This is a genomic window from Rhizobium sp. FKL33, assembly GCF_005222915.1.
In the GTDB taxonomy this organism is placed as follows: Bacteria; Pseudomonadota; Alphaproteobacteria; order Rhizobiales; family Rhizobiaceae; genus Rhizobium_E.
Genome location: NZ_STFX01000008.1, coordinates 56,470 through 74,740 on the forward strand (window position 1 = coordinate 56,470; position 18,271 = coordinate 74,740).

Genomic DNA, 18,271 nt, shown 5'->3' on the forward strand with positions numbered 1-18,271 from the left:
TCAGCGCGTCAGGCGCTTATAGGTGACCCGGCTCGGATTGAGGGCGTCGGGACCAAGCCGGCGAACCTTGTCCTGCTCGTAATCCTCGAAATTGCCCTCGAACCATTCCACATGGCTGTCGCCTTCGAAGGCCAGGATATGCGTGGCCAGACGGTCGAGGAACATGCGATCGTGGCTGATGATCACGGCGCAACCGGCGAAGTTTTCGAGCGCGATTTCGAGCGCCGCGAGCGTTTCGGTGTCCAGGTCGTTGGTCGGTTCGTCGAGCAGCAGCACATTGCCGCCGGACTTCAGCATCTTGGCGAGGTGGACGCGATTGCGCTGACCGCCCGAGAGATTGCCGACCTTCTGCTGCTGATCGCCGCCGCGGAAATTGAAGGTCGAGCAATAGGCGCGCGAATTCATCTCATGCTTGCCGAGCTTGATCACTTCGGCGCCGCCGGAAATTTCTTCCCAGACCGTCTTGTTGGGGTCGAGCGCGTCGCGGCTCTGGTCGACATAACCGAGATGCACGGTCTCGCCGATGCGGATCGAGCCGGCGTCAGGGGTTTCCTGGCCGGTGATCATGCGGAACAGCGTCGTCTTGCCGGCGCCGTTCGGGCCGATCACGCCGACAATGCCGCCCGGCGGCAATTTCAGCGACAGGCCTTCGATCAAAAGACGATCGCCATAGCCCTTGGAGACGCCATCCATTTCGATGACCACCTGGCCGAGGCGTTCGCCGACCGGAATGATGATCTGCGCATCGCCGGGACGCTGGTTTTCAGCCGCGTCGACCAGTTCCTCATAGGAGCGGATACGCGCCTTGGATTTGGCCTGGCGGGCCTTGGGGCTGGATGCAATCCATTCCTGCTCGCGCGCGATCGCCTTCTGTCGGGTGGCTTCTTCGCGATTTTCCTGCTGCATGCGCTTGGCCTTGGCCTGCAGATAGGCCGAGTAATTGCCCTCATAGGGGATGGACCGGCCGCGGTCGAGTTCGAGAATCCAGCCCGTGACATTGTCGAGGAAGTAGCGGTCGTGGGTGATCATCAGCACGGCGCCGGGATATTGGCGCAGATGCTTTTCGAGCCAGGCGATCGTCTCGGCGTCCAGATGGTTGGTCGGTTCGTCGAGCAGAAGCAGGTCGGGCTGCGACAGCAGCAGCTTGCAGAGCGCGATACGACGGCGCTCGCCGCCCGAAAGGCTGGTGACGTCGGCGTCCGGAGGCGGGCAGCGCAGCGCGTCCATGGCCATTTCGACCTGCTGCTCCAGATCCCAGAGGTTCTGGGCGTCGATGATGTCCTGGAGCGCGGCGCCTTCGTCGGCGGTCTCGTCGGAATAATTCATCATCAGTTCGTTGTAACGTTCGAGAATGGCCGTCTTCTTGGCCACGCCTTCCATCACGTTTTCGAGCGCGGTCTTGTTGGGGTCGAGTTGCGGTTCCTGCGGCAGATAACCGATGGTCGCGCCGTCAGCGATCCAGGCTTCGCCGGTATATTCCTTGTCGAGGCCGGCCATGATCTTGAGGATCGTCGACTTGCCGGCGCCGTTGGGGCCGAGGATGCCGATCTTGGCGTCCGGGTAAAAGGAGAGATGAACATTCTCCAGCACCTTTTTGGCGCCGTAGGCTTTGGTGAGCCCCGACATATGATAGATGAATTGACGCGCCATGCGATAACCTCGACGAACGGATTTCGGGAATTGCGGGCTATGTAGGGCAAATCCCGTTCAGGGGCAATGTCGATTTGCCGTCGCCCCCAGGCCAGGGCGCGCCACCCGGTCCGTCTATTGCAGGCCCGCCGCGTCGACGACGCCCGAGGGGCAGCCGAACTTGGTGGCCTTGGCCCGCTTGATGAGCGTGGCGAGACCAAGCCCCTTTTCTCCCTCCTTCTCGCCGCCGAGCCCGACCGAGAGACCGGAGATCAAGCGCCGGCCGCCGTCCTTGCGGCAGCGCATCTTCACCTTGTCGCCGCTTCCGGGACCAAACGCCTCGTCGAAGGCCGCCTTGATCGCAGCCTCGTCGAGCGTCTTGCCGATATTGGACGAGAACAGCGTCCCCACCGCCGACTGATTGACCTCGGCGGTCAGGCTCAAAGCCGTCCGGAAGTAATCCTCGGCGAGCCCGCCGGTGCAAAGCCCGTGCTTCACCCATTCGTGCCGGTCGAGCCCAGAAGCGACGCCCGGCATGCTCTCGGCAAGGCTCTTGGCGAGGTCCGGCGACAGCGCCAGCGCCGGCATCTTGGTCCAGTCGCCGGCCTTGTCGGCCGCCTTCAACGTGTCCGGCGCGCCGCAATAGGTCTTGCGCAGCACCCAGAGACCATGCAGCGAAAATTGCCGCGCCGACGGCGCTTGAGAGGATGTCTCGGCGCATTCCGGTCGCTTACGCTGACCTTCGCAGAAGGCGGAATGCCAGGAGAGCCCCAGCGCCATCACCGTTTTCTCCGTGGTCTGCGTTTCCGCCGCAGCGAGCGGACCAACGGAAAACAGGAGTAAGATCATCAATATATTAACGATCCTTGAATTTATTTTGCGCTCGCACATGACAGTTTCCTAAAATCCGTATGAACACTTAGGGAACATAATGAATACATCGAGGGATTTTTCAATTCTGAACTTAATCAAAAACCATATGCAACCGTTAACGATTTGACTCGGATTGGATTTTTTTTTGCGTCAGGATAGACGGGAGCCTCAACAGGCGCTGCAATCGCCCGGGGAGCGAGATATGGCATTCGACAGGATAGAATCGATCGGCCGCGCCGGCGCCGAAATCGCGCTGCGCAGCGTCGGCGCAAGCGGCCCGGTTCGCGGCGTGGTGATGATCTGCCACGGCCTCGCCGAACATGCCGGACGCTATGGACGCTTCGCCGCGTTCCTCGCCGCGCGCGGCTATCACGTCTACGCCCATGATCATCGCGGCCATGGCGCCACCACCGCCCCCGACGCCCCGCAAGGGCGGTTTGCGGCGCGCAACGGCAGCGCGATCGTGCTTGAGGATGTCGCCGCAGTCCGCGCTTTGGCAGCCGAGCGGCATCCCGATCTGCCGGTCGCGCTGTTTGGACACTCCATGGGCGGCATGATCGCCATCAACGCCGCGCAGCAGCGCCCGCAGGATTACGCGGCCTTGGCCGTGTTCAACAGCAAGCTCAATCCCGGCGCAGCCGGCGCGTTCGGCGTGCTGGCGATCAAGGCCGAACGCTTCTTCAAGGGCTCGGACGTGCCGAGCATGATCGGGCCGAAAGCCACGTTCGACGTCTGGGCCAGGAACATTCCGCGGGCCCGCACCGATTTCGACTGGCTGAGCCACGACGCCGCTGAGGTCGACGCCTATGTCGCCGATCCTCTCTGCGGCTTCGCCGCTTCGGTGTCGATGTGGCTCGATCTGATGACGCTGTCGCGGCAGGGCGGCGAGCTCAGGCGGCTGGCGCGACTCCCCGCCGATCTACCGATCTATCTGGTCGGCGGCGGCGAAGATCCCGCGACAAACAATGGAGCGGACATGCTCTGGCTGGAAAAGCGTCTGAAAAAATCAGGCGCCCGTCGCGTCACCACGGCCATCTATCGCAACATGCGGCATGAAACGCTGAACGAAATCGGGCGCGAGGAAGCCATGCGGAATTTCGTCGCCTGGCTCGACGCCGCATTTTCCGCAAAACAGCCGGGAACCGATCGCGCTGCATAATCTTTTCCTTGCCGCCGCAGCTTGCCTTCACGAGCCGGACCGTTATCAATGGCCGCGACAAAATGGCCGATGGGGACCCTTTGCCGATGTTCGAAAACCTCTTCACCTTCGAAAGCCTGATCACCTTCCTGATCCTGACCGCGCTCGAGACCGTGCTCGGCTTCGACAATCTTCTCTACATCTCGATCGAGGCGAAGAAGGTCGACCCCGCCCGCGAGGCCTATGTCCGCCGCACCGGCATCATTCTGGCGATCGGCCTGCGCATCGCGCTGCTCTTCGTGGTGCTGAAACTGATCGATACGTTCCAGGCGCCGCTCTGGGAGGCGCATACCAGCTTCTTCAGCGCAGCGATCAGCGGCCATTCGTTGATCGTGCTGTTCGGCGGCGTTTTCCTTATCTACACGGCGATCAAGGAGATCTACCACATGATCGGCGCGCCGCATGCGGAGGAGAACGCCACCCGCGCCGCCCGCCGCAGCGTCGCTTCCGCGCTCACCATGATCCTGATCATGAACATCGTCTTCTCCTTCGACACGGTGCTGTCGGCGGTGGCGCTGACGCATAATTTCATCGTCATGGCCGCCGCCATCATCGTCTCGGGCGTTTTGATGGTGGTGATGGCCGATACGGTGTCGAACTTCCTCAAGAGAAACCGCATGTATGAGGTGCTCGGCCTCTTCGTGTTGCTGCTGGTCGGCTATATGCTGATGTCGGAAGGCGGCCACCTCGCCCATCTGTCCTTCTTCGGCTATCCGGTCGAGCCCATGGCGAAGTCGACATTCTACTTTGTGCTGGTGACTTTGATCATTGTCGAAATCATCCAGGGCCGCTATCAGAAGCGCATCCTGGCCGAGCAGGAGCGCAACAACCATTGACGGCGTCGCGCGCGCCTTCTCGGCTCCCTTGAAGCTGACGAAGAGTGTGCGCGATGACCAAGAAGACCGGCGGCCAACTGATCGTGGAGGCGCTTGTCGCCAATAGCGTGAAGCGTATCGCCTGCGTGCCGGGCGAGAGCTATCTTGCGGTGCTGGACGCGCTGCATGACGCCGAGATCGACGTGATGGTGTGCCGCCAGGAAGGCGGCGCGGCGATGATGGCCGATTGCTGGGGGCGCCTCACCGGCGCGCCCGGCATCTGCATGGTCACCCGCGGCCCCGGCGCCACCAACGCCACCGCCGGCCTGCATGTGGCCCGGCAGGATTCCGTGCCGATGATCCTGTTTATCGGCCAGGTCCAGCGCGACGCCCGCGAACGCGAAGCCTTCCAGGAAGTCGAATATCGTCGCGCCCTGACCGAATTCGCCAAATGGGTGGGCGAGATCGACGACGCCCGCCGCATTCCGGAATTCGTCACCCGCGCTTTTGCGGTGGCGACCTCGGGCCGCCCCGGTCCCGTCGTTCTGTCGCTGCCGGAAGATATGCTGACCGATCTGGTCGAGGCGGCGGACGCCCGCCCCTATCAGCCGGTCGCCACCCATCCCGCGCCCAGCCAGATCACTGACCTCAAGGCGCGGCTGGAAAAAGCCGAGCGGCCGCTGGTCATTCTCGGCGGCACCCGCTGGAACGAGACCTCCGTCGCCGCCTTCCAGTCCTTCGCCGAAGCCTGGGATCTGCCGGTCACCGTCTCTTTCCGCCGCCAGATGCTGTTCAATCATGCGCATCCGAATTACGCCGGCGATGTCGGCATCGGCGTCAACCCCAAGCTCGGCGACGCGGTCAAGAACGCCGATCTGCTGATCATGCTCGGCGGCCGTTTCTCGGAAATGCCGTCCTCGGGCTATACGCTGATCGACATTCCATATCCGCGCCAGACTCTCGTCCACATCCATCCCGATTCGTCCGAGCTCGGCCGCGTCTATCGTCCGGATCTCGCCATCAACGCCGATCCCACCAGCTTCGTCGAAGCGCTCGCGGGCGTTGCCCCGACTGCGCCTGTCGGCTGGTCCGAACGCACCAAGGCCATGCGCGCCGACTACCTCGCCTGGTCGACGCCGCCGATGGAAGGCCCCGGCGAGGTCGCCATGGGGCCGATCATGTCCTGGCTCGAGGACAATCTGCCGAAAACGGCCATCATGACCAACGGCGCCGGCAACTACGCCACCTGGCTGCACCGCTTCCACCGCTTCCAGGCCTTTGCGACGCAGGCGGCGCCGGCCTCGGGCTCGATGGGCTATGGGCTGCCCGCCGCCGTGGCCGCCAAGGCCGCCTTCCCCGAGCGCGAAGTCGTCTGCTTCGCCGGCGACGGCTGCTTCATGATGCATGGCCAGGAATTCGCCACCGCCGTGCGCTACAATCTCCCCATCATCGTGGTGCTGGTGAACAACGGCATCTATGGCACGATCCGCATGCATCAGGAGCGGGAATATCCCGGCCGCGTCTCGGCCACCGGCCTCACCAATCCGGATTTCGCCGACTATGCCCGCGCCTTCGGCGGGCATGGCGAGAAGGTCACGAAGACGTCGGACTTCGCCGCCGCCTATCTCAGGGCGCGCGAGAGCGGCAAGCCGGCGATCATCGAAGTGATTCTCGATCCGGAAGCCATCACGCCGACGCGCACGCTAACCCAGATCCGCGAAGCCGCCAGAGGCTGATCAACCCAGACAATACTGTGCGCCGCGCTTTCGCCGCGCGGCGCGCAGTCTCAATCGTCGCCGAACTTGCAGGGCCAACCCTTCGAGGGTTTCAGCCCCTGCGGCAGCTTGGTGTCCTTGTCGCCGCAGGCCATGTCGATCTGCCACTGGTTGAGGCCGGTGGCGGTGGAGAGATCGACGCCTTCGATGCGGGTAAGGAAGAAGAAGGCGCGGTCGAAATCCGCCCCTTTGGCAAACTTGGCGCCGCGAAAATCGGCGCGGGCGAGATTGGCGAGCGCGAAGCGGCTGCCGCTGACATCGGCCTTGTCGAATTGCGACCGGCCCATATCCGCCTTGGTGAAATCCACATCGGTCAGCACCGCAGCATGGAAGTTCGACCGCTGCAATTCGCCGCTGCGAAAAATCGCGCCCGGCGCGTTGATCTCGCTGAAATCGGTGCGATAGGCCTCGACGCGCGAAAAGCGCGTCCCCGACGCTTGGGAGCCCGCGAGATTGGCGCGCACCAGTGTGGCTTTTTCGAAAATCGCCGAGACGAGATCGGAGCCGCCGAGATCGGTGCCGGAGAAATCGACATTGGTGAGATTGGCGCCGCGCAGCTCGCCGCCCGGCAGCATCAGGTTGCGTTTATTGCAATCGCGCCAGTCGATGCCGGCGCGCGGGGAATCATGGCAATCGTCGGCGGCCATGGTCGCGCCGCTCATGCAGGACGTTGCGATGGCGATCACGCTGGTGACGACAAGATGTTTGATGCGCATGATCGGCTCCGACGGTTGACGGGGTCGCGCCTTCTTACAAGACGAAGCACGCGGCGCTCATTCTAGGGGTCTGCGCCGAGAAGGGAAAGGGTCTCGGATCACGCCGACACTCAAACGACGAAGGCCGGCTTGCGCCGGCCTCCGGATGGGTGTTCGGGAGGCCTCTCCTCAGGCCGCGTAGCGACGCTGCCCGCCCGACTTTTCTTCCAGTTGGAAGCGGCTGATGAGTTGCACCAGACGGTCGGCTTCGCTTGCCAGCTTCATCGTGGCGGCGGAGGTTTCCTCCACCATCGCGGCGTTCTGCTGGGTCACGTTGTCGATCTGGTTCACGGCCTGATTGATCTCGTGCAGGCTGGTCGCCTGTTCGCTGGCCGAATGCGCGATCGAGTGGATGTGGCTGTTGATCGAATAGACGCGCTGCTCGATTTCGGACAGGGCCGAACCGGTGGCCTGAACCAGCTGCACGCCGGTCTGCACTTCGCCGCCGGACTTTGTGATCAGCGCCTTGATGTCCTTTGCGGCGTTGGCCGAACGCTGGGCGAGCTCGCGCACTTCCTGGGCGACGACGGCGAAACCCTTGCCGGCTTCCCCGGCGCGCGCGGCTTCGACGCCGGCGTTCAGCGCCAGCAGATTGGTCTGGAAGGCGATCTCGTCGATCACGTTGATGATCTGGCTGATCTCCTGCGAGGCCTGCTCGATGCGGCCCATGGCGTCGATCGCCTGGCCGACGACCTGGCCGGCGCGGGCGGCGTTGTCCTTCGCCTGGGTCACCATGCTGGCGGCTTCCTGGGCCTTGTCGGTGGCGGTGCGGACGACGCCGGTGATTTCCTTGAGCGCGGTGGAGGTTTCCTGCAGAGCGGCGGCCTGCTGCTCGGTGCGGCGCGACAGGTCGTTGGTCGAAGAACCGAGCTCGTTGATGTTGCCGTTGATCGAGTCGGAGGTCGCGAGCACTTCGCGGATGGTGCGCTTGAGGCTGTCCATCGTGCCGTTGACGTTGCCCTGCAGTTCGGCGAAGGCGCCGTTGTACTGGCCGTTCATCGAGCGGGTGAGTACGCCCTCGGCGAGGTTGGCCATCACGGCGCGCATTTCGGTGATGCCGGCGTCGACGCTGGCGAGCAGGTTGTCGATGTTGTTGGCGACCGCGTTCAGGTTGGCGTCGCCGAAATCCTTGTCGATGCGGCGGCTGTAGTCGCCGGCAGCGGCAGCGGCCACGACTTCCGACATGCGGGCCTGCAGGTCATCGTTGCGGGCGCGGCGGGCGGCTTCGAGGCTGTTGAGCTGGACGACGGCGCGGCCGTTGTCCTTGAACACGCCGACGGCGCCGGCCATTTCGCCGATCTCGTCCTTATGGTCGAGATAGGGAACCGCGATGTCGAAATTGTTGGCGGCGACGGCGCGGATCGTATCGGTGATGCGCTTGATCGGCGCGCTGAGATGGAAGCGGGCGATGTAGAAGCCGAGGCCGGCGCCGGCGAAGATGCCGAGAGCGGCAGTGACCATCACCACAGTGAAGATCCAGGACTTGAAGCTGGCGATCGACGCGTCGATTTCGGTCAGCGCGGCCTGATCGGTTTCGACGATAGCGTCGATCTGTTTCTGGAAAGCCTTGCGGTTTTCGCGGTTGGCTTCGTTATTGCCCTGGGCGTCGGCGTCCTTGGGGTTAACCTGCGTGCCGAGACGCGCGGTTTCGGCGCGGAATTGGCGGAATTCGACGGATTTGGCGGTCATCGCATCGAATTGAGCCTTTTGTTCCGCCGGAACCAACGGAGCCCACCTGGACAGCACGTTATCCATCTCGGCCAGGTTTTCCATCAGGCCATCGGCGAACTTCTTGGCCTTTTCGGTGGAGGCTGCATGATAGATGCCGCGCGCTTCCATCACCACGGCGGTGACATAGCGGTTCAGGCGCTCGCCGTAATAGGCGCGCTCGGAAACGTTTTGGTATTCGCGCAGCTTCTCGTCATATTTGGAGATCGCAAACAGCGATACGCAGCCAATCACCAGCGAAGCGGCGCACATCACGCCGACCAGACTGTAGATTTTTCCGGAAATTCTCACAATGCACCCCATCAACGCCGAGCGGAGCCCTTCTCCGCCGATATTACGTTAATTGGATCACGCCGCACTTAAATAAGCGTTAAACGAAAAACCCCTGAAAATCAGGGGTAAATCCCGAAAACAACCGGGGGATGGCGCTATTTCGAGTAAAGCCAGCCCATAATATTTTAATCAATATCGATCAAACCGCCAGCCATCGAAGAGGGAAACACTGGCGTCTTCAAGCTTCAGCGCAGATGCAAGGTCTGCTGATAAATCACTGTCGAGCGGTTTCCAGAGCGGCAATAGCCCAGCATCGGCTTCGGAAGCTCGTCCAGCGCGTCAACCATCGCGCGCACGGCGTCGGCGGGAATCTGTCCCACGACAGGAATATGGGCAGTCTCGAGGCCGAGTTCGGCCGCCTTGGCGGCAATCTCGTCGAACGACGGCTGGCCCGGATCCTCATCGTCGGGGCGATGGCAGACGATCGACTTGTAGCCCATATCCTTGAGGGTCTGGACATCTTCAAGCGAGATCTGTGGCGAAACGGAGTATTCCTCGGTCAACTGGCGAATCTGCATAGTCTGTCCTTTCTTGAAGTCTCTCGTCTGTCCCTACTGCATCAACGGCGGCGGGAAAACAGCTTTCCTTCGCGCGTTCACACGAACCGGAAGCCGAGCCGGAAATGCCGGGCGTCGCCGGGCTGAAGCACAGGCATCAGGCCGCTTTCCTCGAGCTTGTCGCGCTTCATCAGCGGATGGCTGGCGGGCTCTATGCCGATGACGTTGCAATGGCCAGCCTCGTTGCGCCACATCTGCAAATGCGGCATGGCTTCGGCGTCGAACCAGACATCAAGCCGGCCGTCCGCTGCGCCTGGAATGGGACCAAGTGACACATACGCCTTTCCTTCGCCCTCCGCAGTCGCCGGCGAGCAGATCACCGCCCCCTCGCCATCACCAAAACGCCAGCCGATCCGCCCGCCGGGAAAAGACGCGCCGGAAAAGCCGGTCGCGTCGTCAAACAGCCGGGCGCCGACATTCATGTGATACATCATCATCGGCGGAAACGGCGTAGCGCCGACATTCTGCACCGTGTCCTCGAGTGTGAAGCCGCCGGACGCGGCGTCGAAATGCCAGAGACGGAGAATCTCGGCTTTACCGCCATCGGCGAGCGTCACTTTGATTCGCGCCTCGACCGACTGGCCCGCTTCGCTGACGCTCCTGCCGGTGATGACGGCGCCGTTGCCGCTCATCGAGCCATGCAGGGGAAAAATCGCCTCATCACCCCTATCCACGGGTTCGGGGTGGCGGATATGGTCGGGTCCGCAGGTGAACAGGAAGCCATGCACCGCCCGCAAAATGCGGGGATCGCCGTCATCCGGCACCGCGCCGCCGGGGGCGAGATCGACGCCGTCGGCCCTCGCCGTGAGCACATCGAGCGCCGATTGTTCGTCGAGCTCCAGTTCGAACCGCGCGTCTCCCAGTTTCATTCCATGATCCTCATTTGCATCGTCACGCCTAATTTACATGAAACGGCTTGAACCAAAGGGTGAAATTCAGCATTTGTTCACTGCGTTTGTCGAAATTCCACAATAGAGTCAAATTCGAGATGTTTGGCTCTCACAGCGCCGCCACGGCGGATGCGACGCCGGAACCTGAGGATCATGTTAACAAGAACGCTTGCATTTTCTCTTTTGATGCTTCTTGCGGCCAGCCCCGCATCGGCCCAGAGCCTGAACGATCGCAATGTCATCCTCGTGACGCCCGAGGGAGACGTGCTCGACTACGTGCCCGACGCCGCCGACGTGATCGTTCGGACCAACAAGCGCGGCCAGCGCGTGCTGATCGATCACTACGGCAATCTCGTCGCTACGGAGATGCGCCCTGGCGATCTCGGCGGCCAGCGCCGCAGCCAGGACGGCCTGCCGGGGGTGGAGGACTATGCGCGCGCCGGCGGCAGCAACGAGGATCCCGGCTATTTCCCCGCCGCCCCCCAGAGCGACTATGACGGATCGACCGGATCCCTGCCGACCTATTCCGACAACAATGAGGGATATCAGGACCAGCCGCTGCCGAGCGACGGCATCGCCAACGACAATATGGGCGCCGGCGAGAATGACATGGCCTCGCTCGATCCCGATCCGCAGGCGACCGAAGAGCGCCAGCCCGATCCCGCAATCCAGCTCGACGGCAAGAAGTCTCAATATGAGATCACCGCGCTGCAGGTATTCCTCGACCGCGAAGGCGCGTCGCCCGGTGTGATCGACGGAAAGATGGGCATGAACGTCTCCAAGGCCGTCGCCGCATACGACAAGATCACCGGCGAAACGCTCGACCCCAACAATATCGAAGATATCATGACCCGGCTCGGCTATTCCGGCGGCCTGCCGATCATGGATTACGAGATCACCGCAGCCGACGCCGCCGGCCCCTATGTCGCATCGATCCCGGAAGACTATGCCCACAAGGCCGCTCTGCCCGGCATGAACTACACCTCGGTCACCGAGGCGCTTGCCGAACGGTTTCATATGGACGAAGCCTATCTCAAGGCGCTGAACCCGGGCGTGGACTTCACCATACCCGGAACCATCGTCAAGGTCGTCAATCCTGGCCAACCGAAGAAGGGCGAGGTCGCGCGCATCGTCGCCGACAAGTTCCGCAAGCAGGTCTACGCCTATGACGCCGCGGGCCAGTTGCTGGCCGCCTACCCGGCCTCGATCGGCTCGAGCGACACGCCCTCGCCCTCGGGCGTGCACACCGTCGAACGCGTCGCGCTGAACCCGAATTACACCTACAATCCGAAGATCAATTTCCAGCAGGGCAACAACACCAAGGTTCTCACCATTCCGCCCGGCCCCAACGGTCCCGTCGGCACGGTGTGGATCGCGCTGTCCAAGCCTACGTACGGTATTCACGGCACGCCCGATCCCTCGCGCATCGGCCGCAGCCAGAGCCATGGCTGCATCCGCCTGACCAATTGGGACGCCACTGAACTCGCGAAAATGGTTAAACCTGGAGTTACAGTCGAGTTCATCGACTGAGCTCATTGATTACCCTATTACATCAGGCCCGACGAATATGACGCCGGGCCTTTTGCATTAACCACTTCTTTAGAGATTTTCCCGTTTTGGCGCATGTCCCATTCTGGGCCAATTGACTATTTTTTATCATTCGTTAATCTTTCTAAAAGGTTACAGCGGGGTGTTGAGAACCGCTGGAAAGACGGGATTTTGAGCACTCCCGCTCTGAACCGGATGCCTCGATAGTTCAGCGCGTATTGGCAAAGGTGGCGTTATGTTCGAAAACATTCCCGGACAATTGAGAACAAGTCTTCCCGCAGTCGAGAAGTACAACCAGCCGACCAATCTTCTGGACCGCTGGTCCGAGTCCGGCGCCTGGTGGGAATGCCGCGTGCAGCATAAGCTCGACCCCTACCAGAAATACTCGACGAGCCGGGTCGGCAACTATATCGAAGGCGCGCACCGCGACGGTTCGTCTTTCGCCGGTCATAACTTCGCTAGTCAGGATTACCTCTCTCTGGCCTCGCATCCGATGCTGATTCAGCGCGCCAAGGACGCGATCGACCAATATGGCCTGCATAGCGCCGGCTCCGCCGCGCTGATGGGCAACACTGCGCTGTCGGTCGAACTCGAACGCCGCCTCGCCGCCTTCACGGGCTATGAAGACGTCGTCGTCTTCCCGATCGGCTGGGCCGCCGGTTATGGCTCCGTCAAGACGCTGGTCAAGCCGACCGACCATGTCGTCATCGACATCCTCGCCCATGCCTGCCTGCAGGAAGCCGCCCGCGACGCCACCGAAAACGTCCATGTCCATTCGCATCTGAACGTCAAGGCGATCGAAAGCCGTCTGGCGCGCATCCGCCGCGAAGACGAGGACTGCGGCATCCTGGTGGTGACCGAGACCCTGTTCTCCATGGACAGCGACGTCCCCAACATTCCGGAAATCCAGGAGGTCTGCCGCCGCCACAACGCCACCCTGCTGGTCGATTGCGCCCATGACCTCGGCGCGCTCGGCGAGAACGGTCGCGGCAAACTCGAAGACTTCGGCATCGTCGGCGGCGTCGACATCCTCGTCGGCGCCTTTTCGAAGAGCTTCGGCTCGATGGGTGGCTTCGTCGCCTCCAACAGCCGCGGTCTTCGCTTCGGTCTTCGCGGCCAGTGCGGCCCCTCCACCTTCACCAACGCGATGTCGCCGATCCAGGCCGCCGTCGTGCTCGGCTCGCTCGACATCATCGAGGGCGAGGAAGGCCGCGAGCGCCGCGAACGCCTGATGCGCAACAGCCTGCGCCTGCGCGCCGGCCTCGAGGAAGAAGGCTTCGAAGTGCTGGGCAAGCCGAGCGCGGTGGTGCCGATGCTGATCGGCGACGTGCTGCTGGCGCGCCTGATGACCCGCTATGCGGTCGAAATGGGCGGCATCGTCAATCTCGTCGAACATCCGGCGGTCGCCAAGAACGCCTGCCGCTGGCGCCTGCAGGTGATGGCTGATCACACCGAGGAACAGATCGACGCCATGATCGAGATCGCCGTCAAGGCGCGCGACATGGCCGAAGCCCATGTCGAATGGCTTTCCGCCAACGACAATGACGAGAGCGAGCGCCGCCTCGTGGCCGCCAACGACGCGGTCTTCACGACTGCGGCCGCCGCCGAATAACGTACGCGCTCTCGAAAGGGGCGCATCCTGCGCTCCTTTCGCCAATCAGCAAAGCCGACAAGGCTCCGGCTACGCCGCCCCTCACCGCAACAATCCGACAGATCTACCTGCTGAAACGCATCCGCGCCGGCAATCGCCAATTTGCGCGTGAAATTTACTGGTGCAGGAACGCCTGCTTCACGTTACGTGAGGCCTCATCTCGAAACTTGGAATGAATTTCTAGGACTATATACTGTATTTTTACCCCTAAATTTTACTGGACTCTGTTTTCGCCACAAATGAATACTAGCGTCTCATGAACCAACGCGACAAGAATAACGGACCACTGGACGTGACAAGAACCGAGGACGCAACGCATGCGATTTTCGAAATCTACAGCAAGGCCAGTTATTCGGACTGTATTGAAGTATTTTCAAATTTCATCTCTGCCTTTGGGGTCAAGAATTTCACCATTCTCGAGACGGATCTCGGCTGTCGTCAACGCGATGTCATGTTGGCCCATGCCTGGGACGACCGCTGGCGGAGCTTCTGCCTGCAGTCCGGCCACCTCCATCACGACCCCCTCCTGACAATGATCGAGCGCGACCATGGCGCGTTCACGCTGACCGAGCGAATGGAAAGGAACCGGCCCTGCACGGATGCCGGCCACATCCTACGGCGCTTCGGCGCCTTTGGCTGGCATGATGCGCTGTGCGTGCCCATCCATCGCGGCGGGCTGCGCTATGGCGTGGCGAACTTGGTCTCCACACATCGGATAGCGCCTGTCGAGAAGGCGCAACTGACCGCAGCTGCTTTCGCCTTCCATCAACGACTTCGCTGTCTTGCGCCCAAGGAGGGGTTCCGCACGCCGCCAGCCGGCCTCGGCTCAGAAGAAATCGCCTGCCTCAGGCTGCTCGCCACCGGCCTGTCCGACGTCAAGACCGGCGAAATGCTCGGCCTCGGCGGCGGCGCCGTTCATGCGCTGATCGAAAGCGCCAAGCAGAAGCTCGCCGCGCAGAACCGCGCAGAATTGGTGAGCCTCGCCCATTCGCTGGCGATCATCGCCTGAACGAAAAAGCCCGGCGCGGCGGCCGGGCTCTCTCTACTTGTCAGAACGTTGCGATCAGATGCACTGCGCAAACAGCGTCTTGGCCGCATCCAGCGTCAGTTCCACCGGATTGCCGCCGGCGGTCGGGTCGACGATCGCCATCTCGGCCATTTCGTCGATGCGATCGGTTCCGACGCCGAGCGCCGACAGCTTGTCGGGCACGCCGAGTTCTTCGCGCAGCTTCAGCACATAATCATAGAAACCATTGAAGCCGCCGGAAATGCCGAGATAGGCGGCGGCGGCGGCGATCTTGTCCTCGATCGCCGGACGGTTGAAGGCCAGCACCGGCGGCATCACCACAGCGTTGGTCATGCCGTGATGGGTGTTGTAGATCGCGCCCACGGGATGGCTGAGCGAATGAATTGCGCCGAGGCCCTTCTGGAAGGCGACGGCGCCCATGGCGGCGGCGCTCATCATATGGGTGCGGGCTTCGATATCGGTCCCGTCCTTGTAAGCGCGGGGCAGATATTCCTTGACCAGCCGCAGGCCTTCGAGCGCGATGCCCTGGCTCATCGGATGATAGAAGGGCGAGGAATAGGCTTCGAGGCAATGCGCAAACGCGTCCATGCCGGTGCCTGCGGTGATGACCTTCGGCATGCCCACCGTCAGTTCCGGATCGCAGATGGTGATCGCCGGCAGGAACTTCGGATGGAAGATGACCTTCTTGGTGTGCGTCGCCGAATTGGTGATGACCGAGGCGCGGCCGACTTCCGAGCCCGTTCCCGCCGTGGTCGGCACGGCGATGATCGGCGCGATGCCATCGACCGAGGCGCGCGTCCACCAATCGCCGATATCCTCGAAATCCCAGACCGGGCGGGTCTGGCCGGCCATGAAGGCCACGCATTTGCCGAGATCGAGGCCCGAGCCGCCGCCGAAGGCGACGACGCCGTCATGGCCGCCATCCTTGAACGCCTTCACGCCGGCTTCGAGATTGATGTCGTTCGGATTGGGATCGACATCGGCGAAGATCGCGCGGCCGAGGCCGGCGGCGTCGAGAATATCGAGCGCGTTCTGCGTGATCGCCATCGGCGCGAGGCCGCGATCGGTGATCAGGAGCGGCTTCTTGATGCCGACGGCCTTGCAGTGATCGGCGAGTTCCTTGATCCGGCCAGCGCCCATCTTGACGGCGGTCGGATAGCTCCAGTTTGCGGTGATCGACATGTTAGAACGACTTTCTGAGGTGGTAGGATTTCGGACGGGTGAGGTTCTGGAAGCCGATGACGGAGAGCGAGCCGCCACGGCCCGTTTCCTTGACGCCGGTCCAGCACAGCGCGGGATCGAGATAGTCGGCGCGGTTCAGGAACACGGTGCCGGTTTCGATCTCGTCGCCGATGCGGGTCGCGCGCTCCGCATCCTTGGTCCAGACCGAGGCGGTCAGGCCGTATTTGCTGTCGTTCATCAGCGCGATGGCTTCTTCGTCGGACTTCACCTTCATGATGCCGACGGCCGGGCCGAAGGTCTCTTCCGTCATGAAGGACATGGAGTGATCGACGTCGACGAGGATCTGCGGCGCGATATAGGCGCCGCCGTCATCGGCCGGGAACAATTTGGGATCGACCAGCGCCTTGGCGCCCTTGGCGACAGCGTCCTCGATCTGGGCGCGCACGGTGGCGGCGAAGCGTTTATGCGCCATCGGCCCGAGCGAGGTTTCGGGGTCGAGCGGATTGCCGAGCTTGTAGTTGGACACCCAGGCGACCGACTTCTCGACAAAGGCGTCGTAGAGGTTCTCGTTCACATAGATGCGCTCGATGCCGCAGCAGCACTGGCCGGAATTATAGGTCGCGCCATCCATCAGCGTGTCGACCGCGGCGTCGAGATCGGCGTCTTCCATCACATAGCCGGGATCCTTGCCGCCGAGCTCCAGGCCGATGCCCGTGAAGGTGCCTGCGGCGGCGCGTTCGATCGAGCGGCCGCCTTCGACGGAGCCGGTGAAGTTGATGAAGTTGAACGAGCCGGCCGCGATCAGCTTGGACGTGGTGTCATGATCGAGGAAGACGTTCAGGAACACGTCTTCCGGCACGCCGGCTTCGGTGAAGGCGCGCACCAGGCGTTCGCCGACGAGCAGCGTCTGGCTGGCATGCTTAATTACCACCGTATTGCCGGCCATCAGCGCCGGGGCGACCGTGTTGATCGCGGTCATATAGGGATAGTTCCACGGCGCGATGACGAAGACGACGCCATGGGCTTCGCGCTTGATGTAGCGCTCGAATTTGTCGCTCTTCTCGATGAGCAGCGGCGCGAGCGCATCATGGGCGATCGAGGCGACATAGTTGGAGCGCTCGTTGAAGCCCTTGAACTCGCCGCCGTAACGAACCGGACGACCCATCTGCCAGGCCAGTTCCTTGACCACGTCCTCGGCCATTTCGTTGAGGCGGGCGACGCCCTTCAGCACCAGCGAGACGCGCTCTTCGAGCGGGCGCTTGGCCCAGGATTTCTGCGCCTTGCGGGCGCGCGCCACGACGGCGGCCGCGTCGTCATAGCTGAGCGCCGGACGCTCGGCGTAAACCGAGCCGTCGACCGGCGATATGCATTGGATTATCGTCATCTTTCTTCACTCCAGTTCAACAGGCCAGCACTCTCACATGGCCCGCCGCGCCATAGGCCAATATGGCCTGGTCGCGGGTAATGATGGTCAAATCGTGTTCGCGCGCGGTGGCGATGAGGATGCGGTCGATAGGGTCCTTGTGGGACAGATGGGGAAGCTCGCAAGAGGCCATGAAGATATCGGCCGTGACAGGCGCCTCCTCGAACTTGGCCGCATCCAAAAAAACCCAATACCACTCCTTCGCCGCCCTCGTTTCAGCAATCCGCCGGCGCGATAAAAGCATGCCCATTTCCCATGCCGTCACAGGAGAGACAAGAACCTTCCTTCCGTCCTGCTCCGCATAGTTGATCGCGTCCATTGCCTTCTTGGTCATAGTCTCGTGTCTCGACATCCAGATGACTGCGCAGGTGTCGAGCAACAGTCCGCTACCCATTGCCACGCTCGCCAGTGTAAAGTTCGTCGCTCCATTCGAATTCCATCGGCTCGGTCAGATCGACCCCCGGCATGATCGTGACGCTGCCCCTCATGCAGCCGAACACAGAATGCAGTTCGACGAGGTCCCCGTTGCGTCCCTCCATCCAGCGTTTGCCGTCCCTGTAGATGACATCCGTCCCCGAATACCACTGCTTGGACGGTGTTGTCTGCTCAGTCGCATCCCCCTCGACGCTGTAGGGGCTCTGCTTGCTCTCGCTGAAGCCGACTGCCTGTCCCCGACGGTGCACAGCGACCTCTTCGAGACTGACGCCGAGAAACTCCGCTATCCGGTCCTGCTCGTCGGCGCTCATCTTGCGCTCGCCCGTCAACATGCGGGACACGGCGCTGGCGTCGAGCCCGAGATGCCGCGCCAGTCCCCGAACCGAGCTTCCACGCGCCTCCAACTGTCGATGAAACCATGCCGTATCGATAGCCATAGCAGCCTCCATGGG

16 protein-coding genes are annotated in these 18,271 nt (G+C 62.2%); 6 read left to right on the top strand and 10 right to left on the bottom strand.

The window, feature by feature from the left end; all coding sequences use genetic code 11:
• A complete protein-coding gene (gene ettA, locus E8Q41_RS05830; RefSeq protein ID WP_137154582.1) occupies nt 1-1,650 on the bottom strand; it encodes an energy-dependent translational throttle protein EttA in 1,650 nt (549 codons plus the stop codon).
• Between the two features lie 114 nt (nt 1,651-1,764).
• Nucleotides 1,765-2,478 (bottom strand): ribonuclease, encoded by a 714-nt coding sequence (locus E8Q41_RS05835; RefSeq protein WP_170976376.1) that lies wholly within the window; start codon nt 2,476-2,478, stop codon nt 1,765-1,767.
• A gap of 226 nt (nt 2,479-2,704) precedes the next feature.
• Between E8Q41_RS05835 and E8Q41_RS05840 the strand changes: the two genes are divergently transcribed.
• The 3 genes from E8Q41_RS05840 to E8Q41_RS05850 all read left to right on the top strand — a co-directional run bounded on the left by E8Q41_RS05840 (nt 2,705) and on the right by E8Q41_RS05850 (nt 6,251).
• Nucleotides 2,705-3,661: an alpha/beta hydrolase gene (locus tag E8Q41_RS05840; protein WP_137154584.1), complete on the top strand. Its 957-nt coding sequence runs from the start codon at nt 2,705-2,707 to the stop codon at nt 3,659-3,661.
• A 62-nt stretch (nt 3,662-3,723) separates the two neighbouring features.
• Nucleotides 3,724-4,536: a tellurium resistance protein TerC gene (locus E8Q41_RS05845; protein ID WP_246660094.1), complete on the top strand. Its 813-nt coding sequence runs from the start codon at nt 3,724-3,726 to the stop codon at nt 4,534-4,536.
• Between the two features lie 53 nt (nt 4,537-4,589).
• Nucleotides 4,590-6,251: a thiamine pyrophosphate-binding protein gene (locus tag E8Q41_RS05850; protein WP_137154585.1), complete on the top strand. Its 1,662-nt coding sequence runs from the start codon at nt 4,590-4,592 to the stop codon at nt 6,249-6,251.
• 50 nt (nt 6,252-6,301) lie between these two features.
• On the opposite strand, the gene E8Q41_RS05855 is transcribed toward E8Q41_RS05850, so the two are convergent.
• The 4 genes from E8Q41_RS05855 to E8Q41_RS05870 form a co-directional block, all read right to left on the bottom strand.
• On the bottom strand, nt 6,302-7,006 hold the full coding sequence (locus E8Q41_RS05855) for a pentapeptide repeat-containing protein (RefSeq protein WP_137154586.1): 705 nt from the start codon (nt 7,004-7,006) through the stop codon (nt 6,302-6,304).
• Nucleotides 7,007-7,174: 168 nt separating this feature from the next.
• Nucleotides 7,175-9,064: a methyl-accepting chemotaxis protein gene (locus tag E8Q41_RS05860; RefSeq protein ID WP_137154587.1), complete on the bottom strand. Its 1,890-nt coding sequence runs from the start codon at nt 9,062-9,064 to the stop codon at nt 7,175-7,177.
• 227 nt (nt 9,065-9,291) lie between these two features.
• On the bottom strand, nt 9,292-9,624 hold the full coding sequence (locus E8Q41_RS05865; RefSeq protein ID WP_137154588.1) for a TIGR01244 family sulfur transferase: 333 nt from the start codon (nt 9,622-9,624) through the stop codon (nt 9,292-9,294).
• 77 nt (nt 9,625-9,701) lie between these two features.
• On the bottom strand, nt 9,702-10,532 hold the full coding sequence (locus E8Q41_RS05870) for a DUF4432 family protein (RefSeq protein WP_137154589.1): 831 nt from the start codon (nt 10,530-10,532) through the stop codon (nt 9,702-9,704).
• Between the two features lie 207 nt (nt 10,533-10,739).
• On the opposite strand from E8Q41_RS05870, the gene E8Q41_RS05875 reads away from it, so the two are divergent.
• The 3 genes from E8Q41_RS05875 to E8Q41_RS05885 all read left to right on the top strand — a co-directional run bounded on the left by E8Q41_RS05875 (nt 10,740) and on the right by E8Q41_RS05885 (nt 14,761).
• Nucleotides 10,740-12,083, top strand: coding sequence for a L,D-transpeptidase (locus E8Q41_RS05875; RefSeq protein WP_246660095.1), 1,344 nt, complete (start codon nt 10,740-10,742; stop codon nt 12,081-12,083).
• A 253-nt stretch (nt 12,084-12,336) separates the two neighbouring features.
• Nucleotides 12,337-13,713, top strand: coding sequence for an aminotransferase class I/II-fold pyridoxal phosphate-dependent enzyme (locus E8Q41_RS05880; protein ID WP_137154591.1), 1,377 nt, complete (start codon nt 12,337-12,339; stop codon nt 13,711-13,713).
• Nucleotides 13,714-14,044: 331 nt separating this feature from the next.
• Complete coding sequence (locus E8Q41_RS05885; RefSeq protein WP_170976377.1) at nt 14,045-14,761, top strand: autoinducer binding domain-containing protein; 717 nt, start codon at nt 14,045-14,047, stop codon at nt 14,759-14,761.
• 54 nt (nt 14,762-14,815) lie between these two features.
• Here E8Q41_RS05885 and E8Q41_RS05890 read toward each other — a convergent pair whose 3' ends face one another.
• The 4 genes from E8Q41_RS05890 to E8Q41_RS05905 are packed head-to-tail and all read right to left on the bottom strand — an operon-like array spanning nt 14,816 to nt 18,256.
• Entirely contained in the window at nt 14,816-15,961 is a 1,146-nt protein-coding gene (locus tag E8Q41_RS05890; RefSeq protein ID WP_137154593.1) for an iron-containing alcohol dehydrogenase, read from the bottom strand.
• 1 nt (nt 15,962) lies between these two features.
• Nucleotides 15,963-17,345: an aldehyde dehydrogenase family protein gene (locus tag E8Q41_RS05895; RefSeq protein ID WP_137154594.1), complete on the bottom strand. Its 1,383-nt coding sequence runs from the start codon at nt 17,343-17,345 to the stop codon at nt 15,963-15,965.
• Nucleotides 17,346-17,361: 16 nt separating this feature from the next.
• A complete protein-coding gene (locus E8Q41_RS05900) occupies nt 17,362-17,778 on the bottom strand; it encodes a type II toxin-antitoxin system VapC family toxin (protein WP_137154595.1) in 417 nt (138 codons plus the stop codon).
• Nucleotides 17,771-18,256 (bottom strand): helix-turn-helix transcriptional regulator, encoded by a 486-nt coding sequence (locus E8Q41_RS05905; RefSeq protein WP_137154596.1) that lies wholly within the window; start codon nt 18,254-18,256, stop codon nt 17,771-17,773. The genes E8Q41_RS05900 and E8Q41_RS05905 overlap by 8 nt, the downstream gene beginning before the upstream one ends.
• Nucleotides 18,257-18,271: the final 15 nt, after the last annotated feature.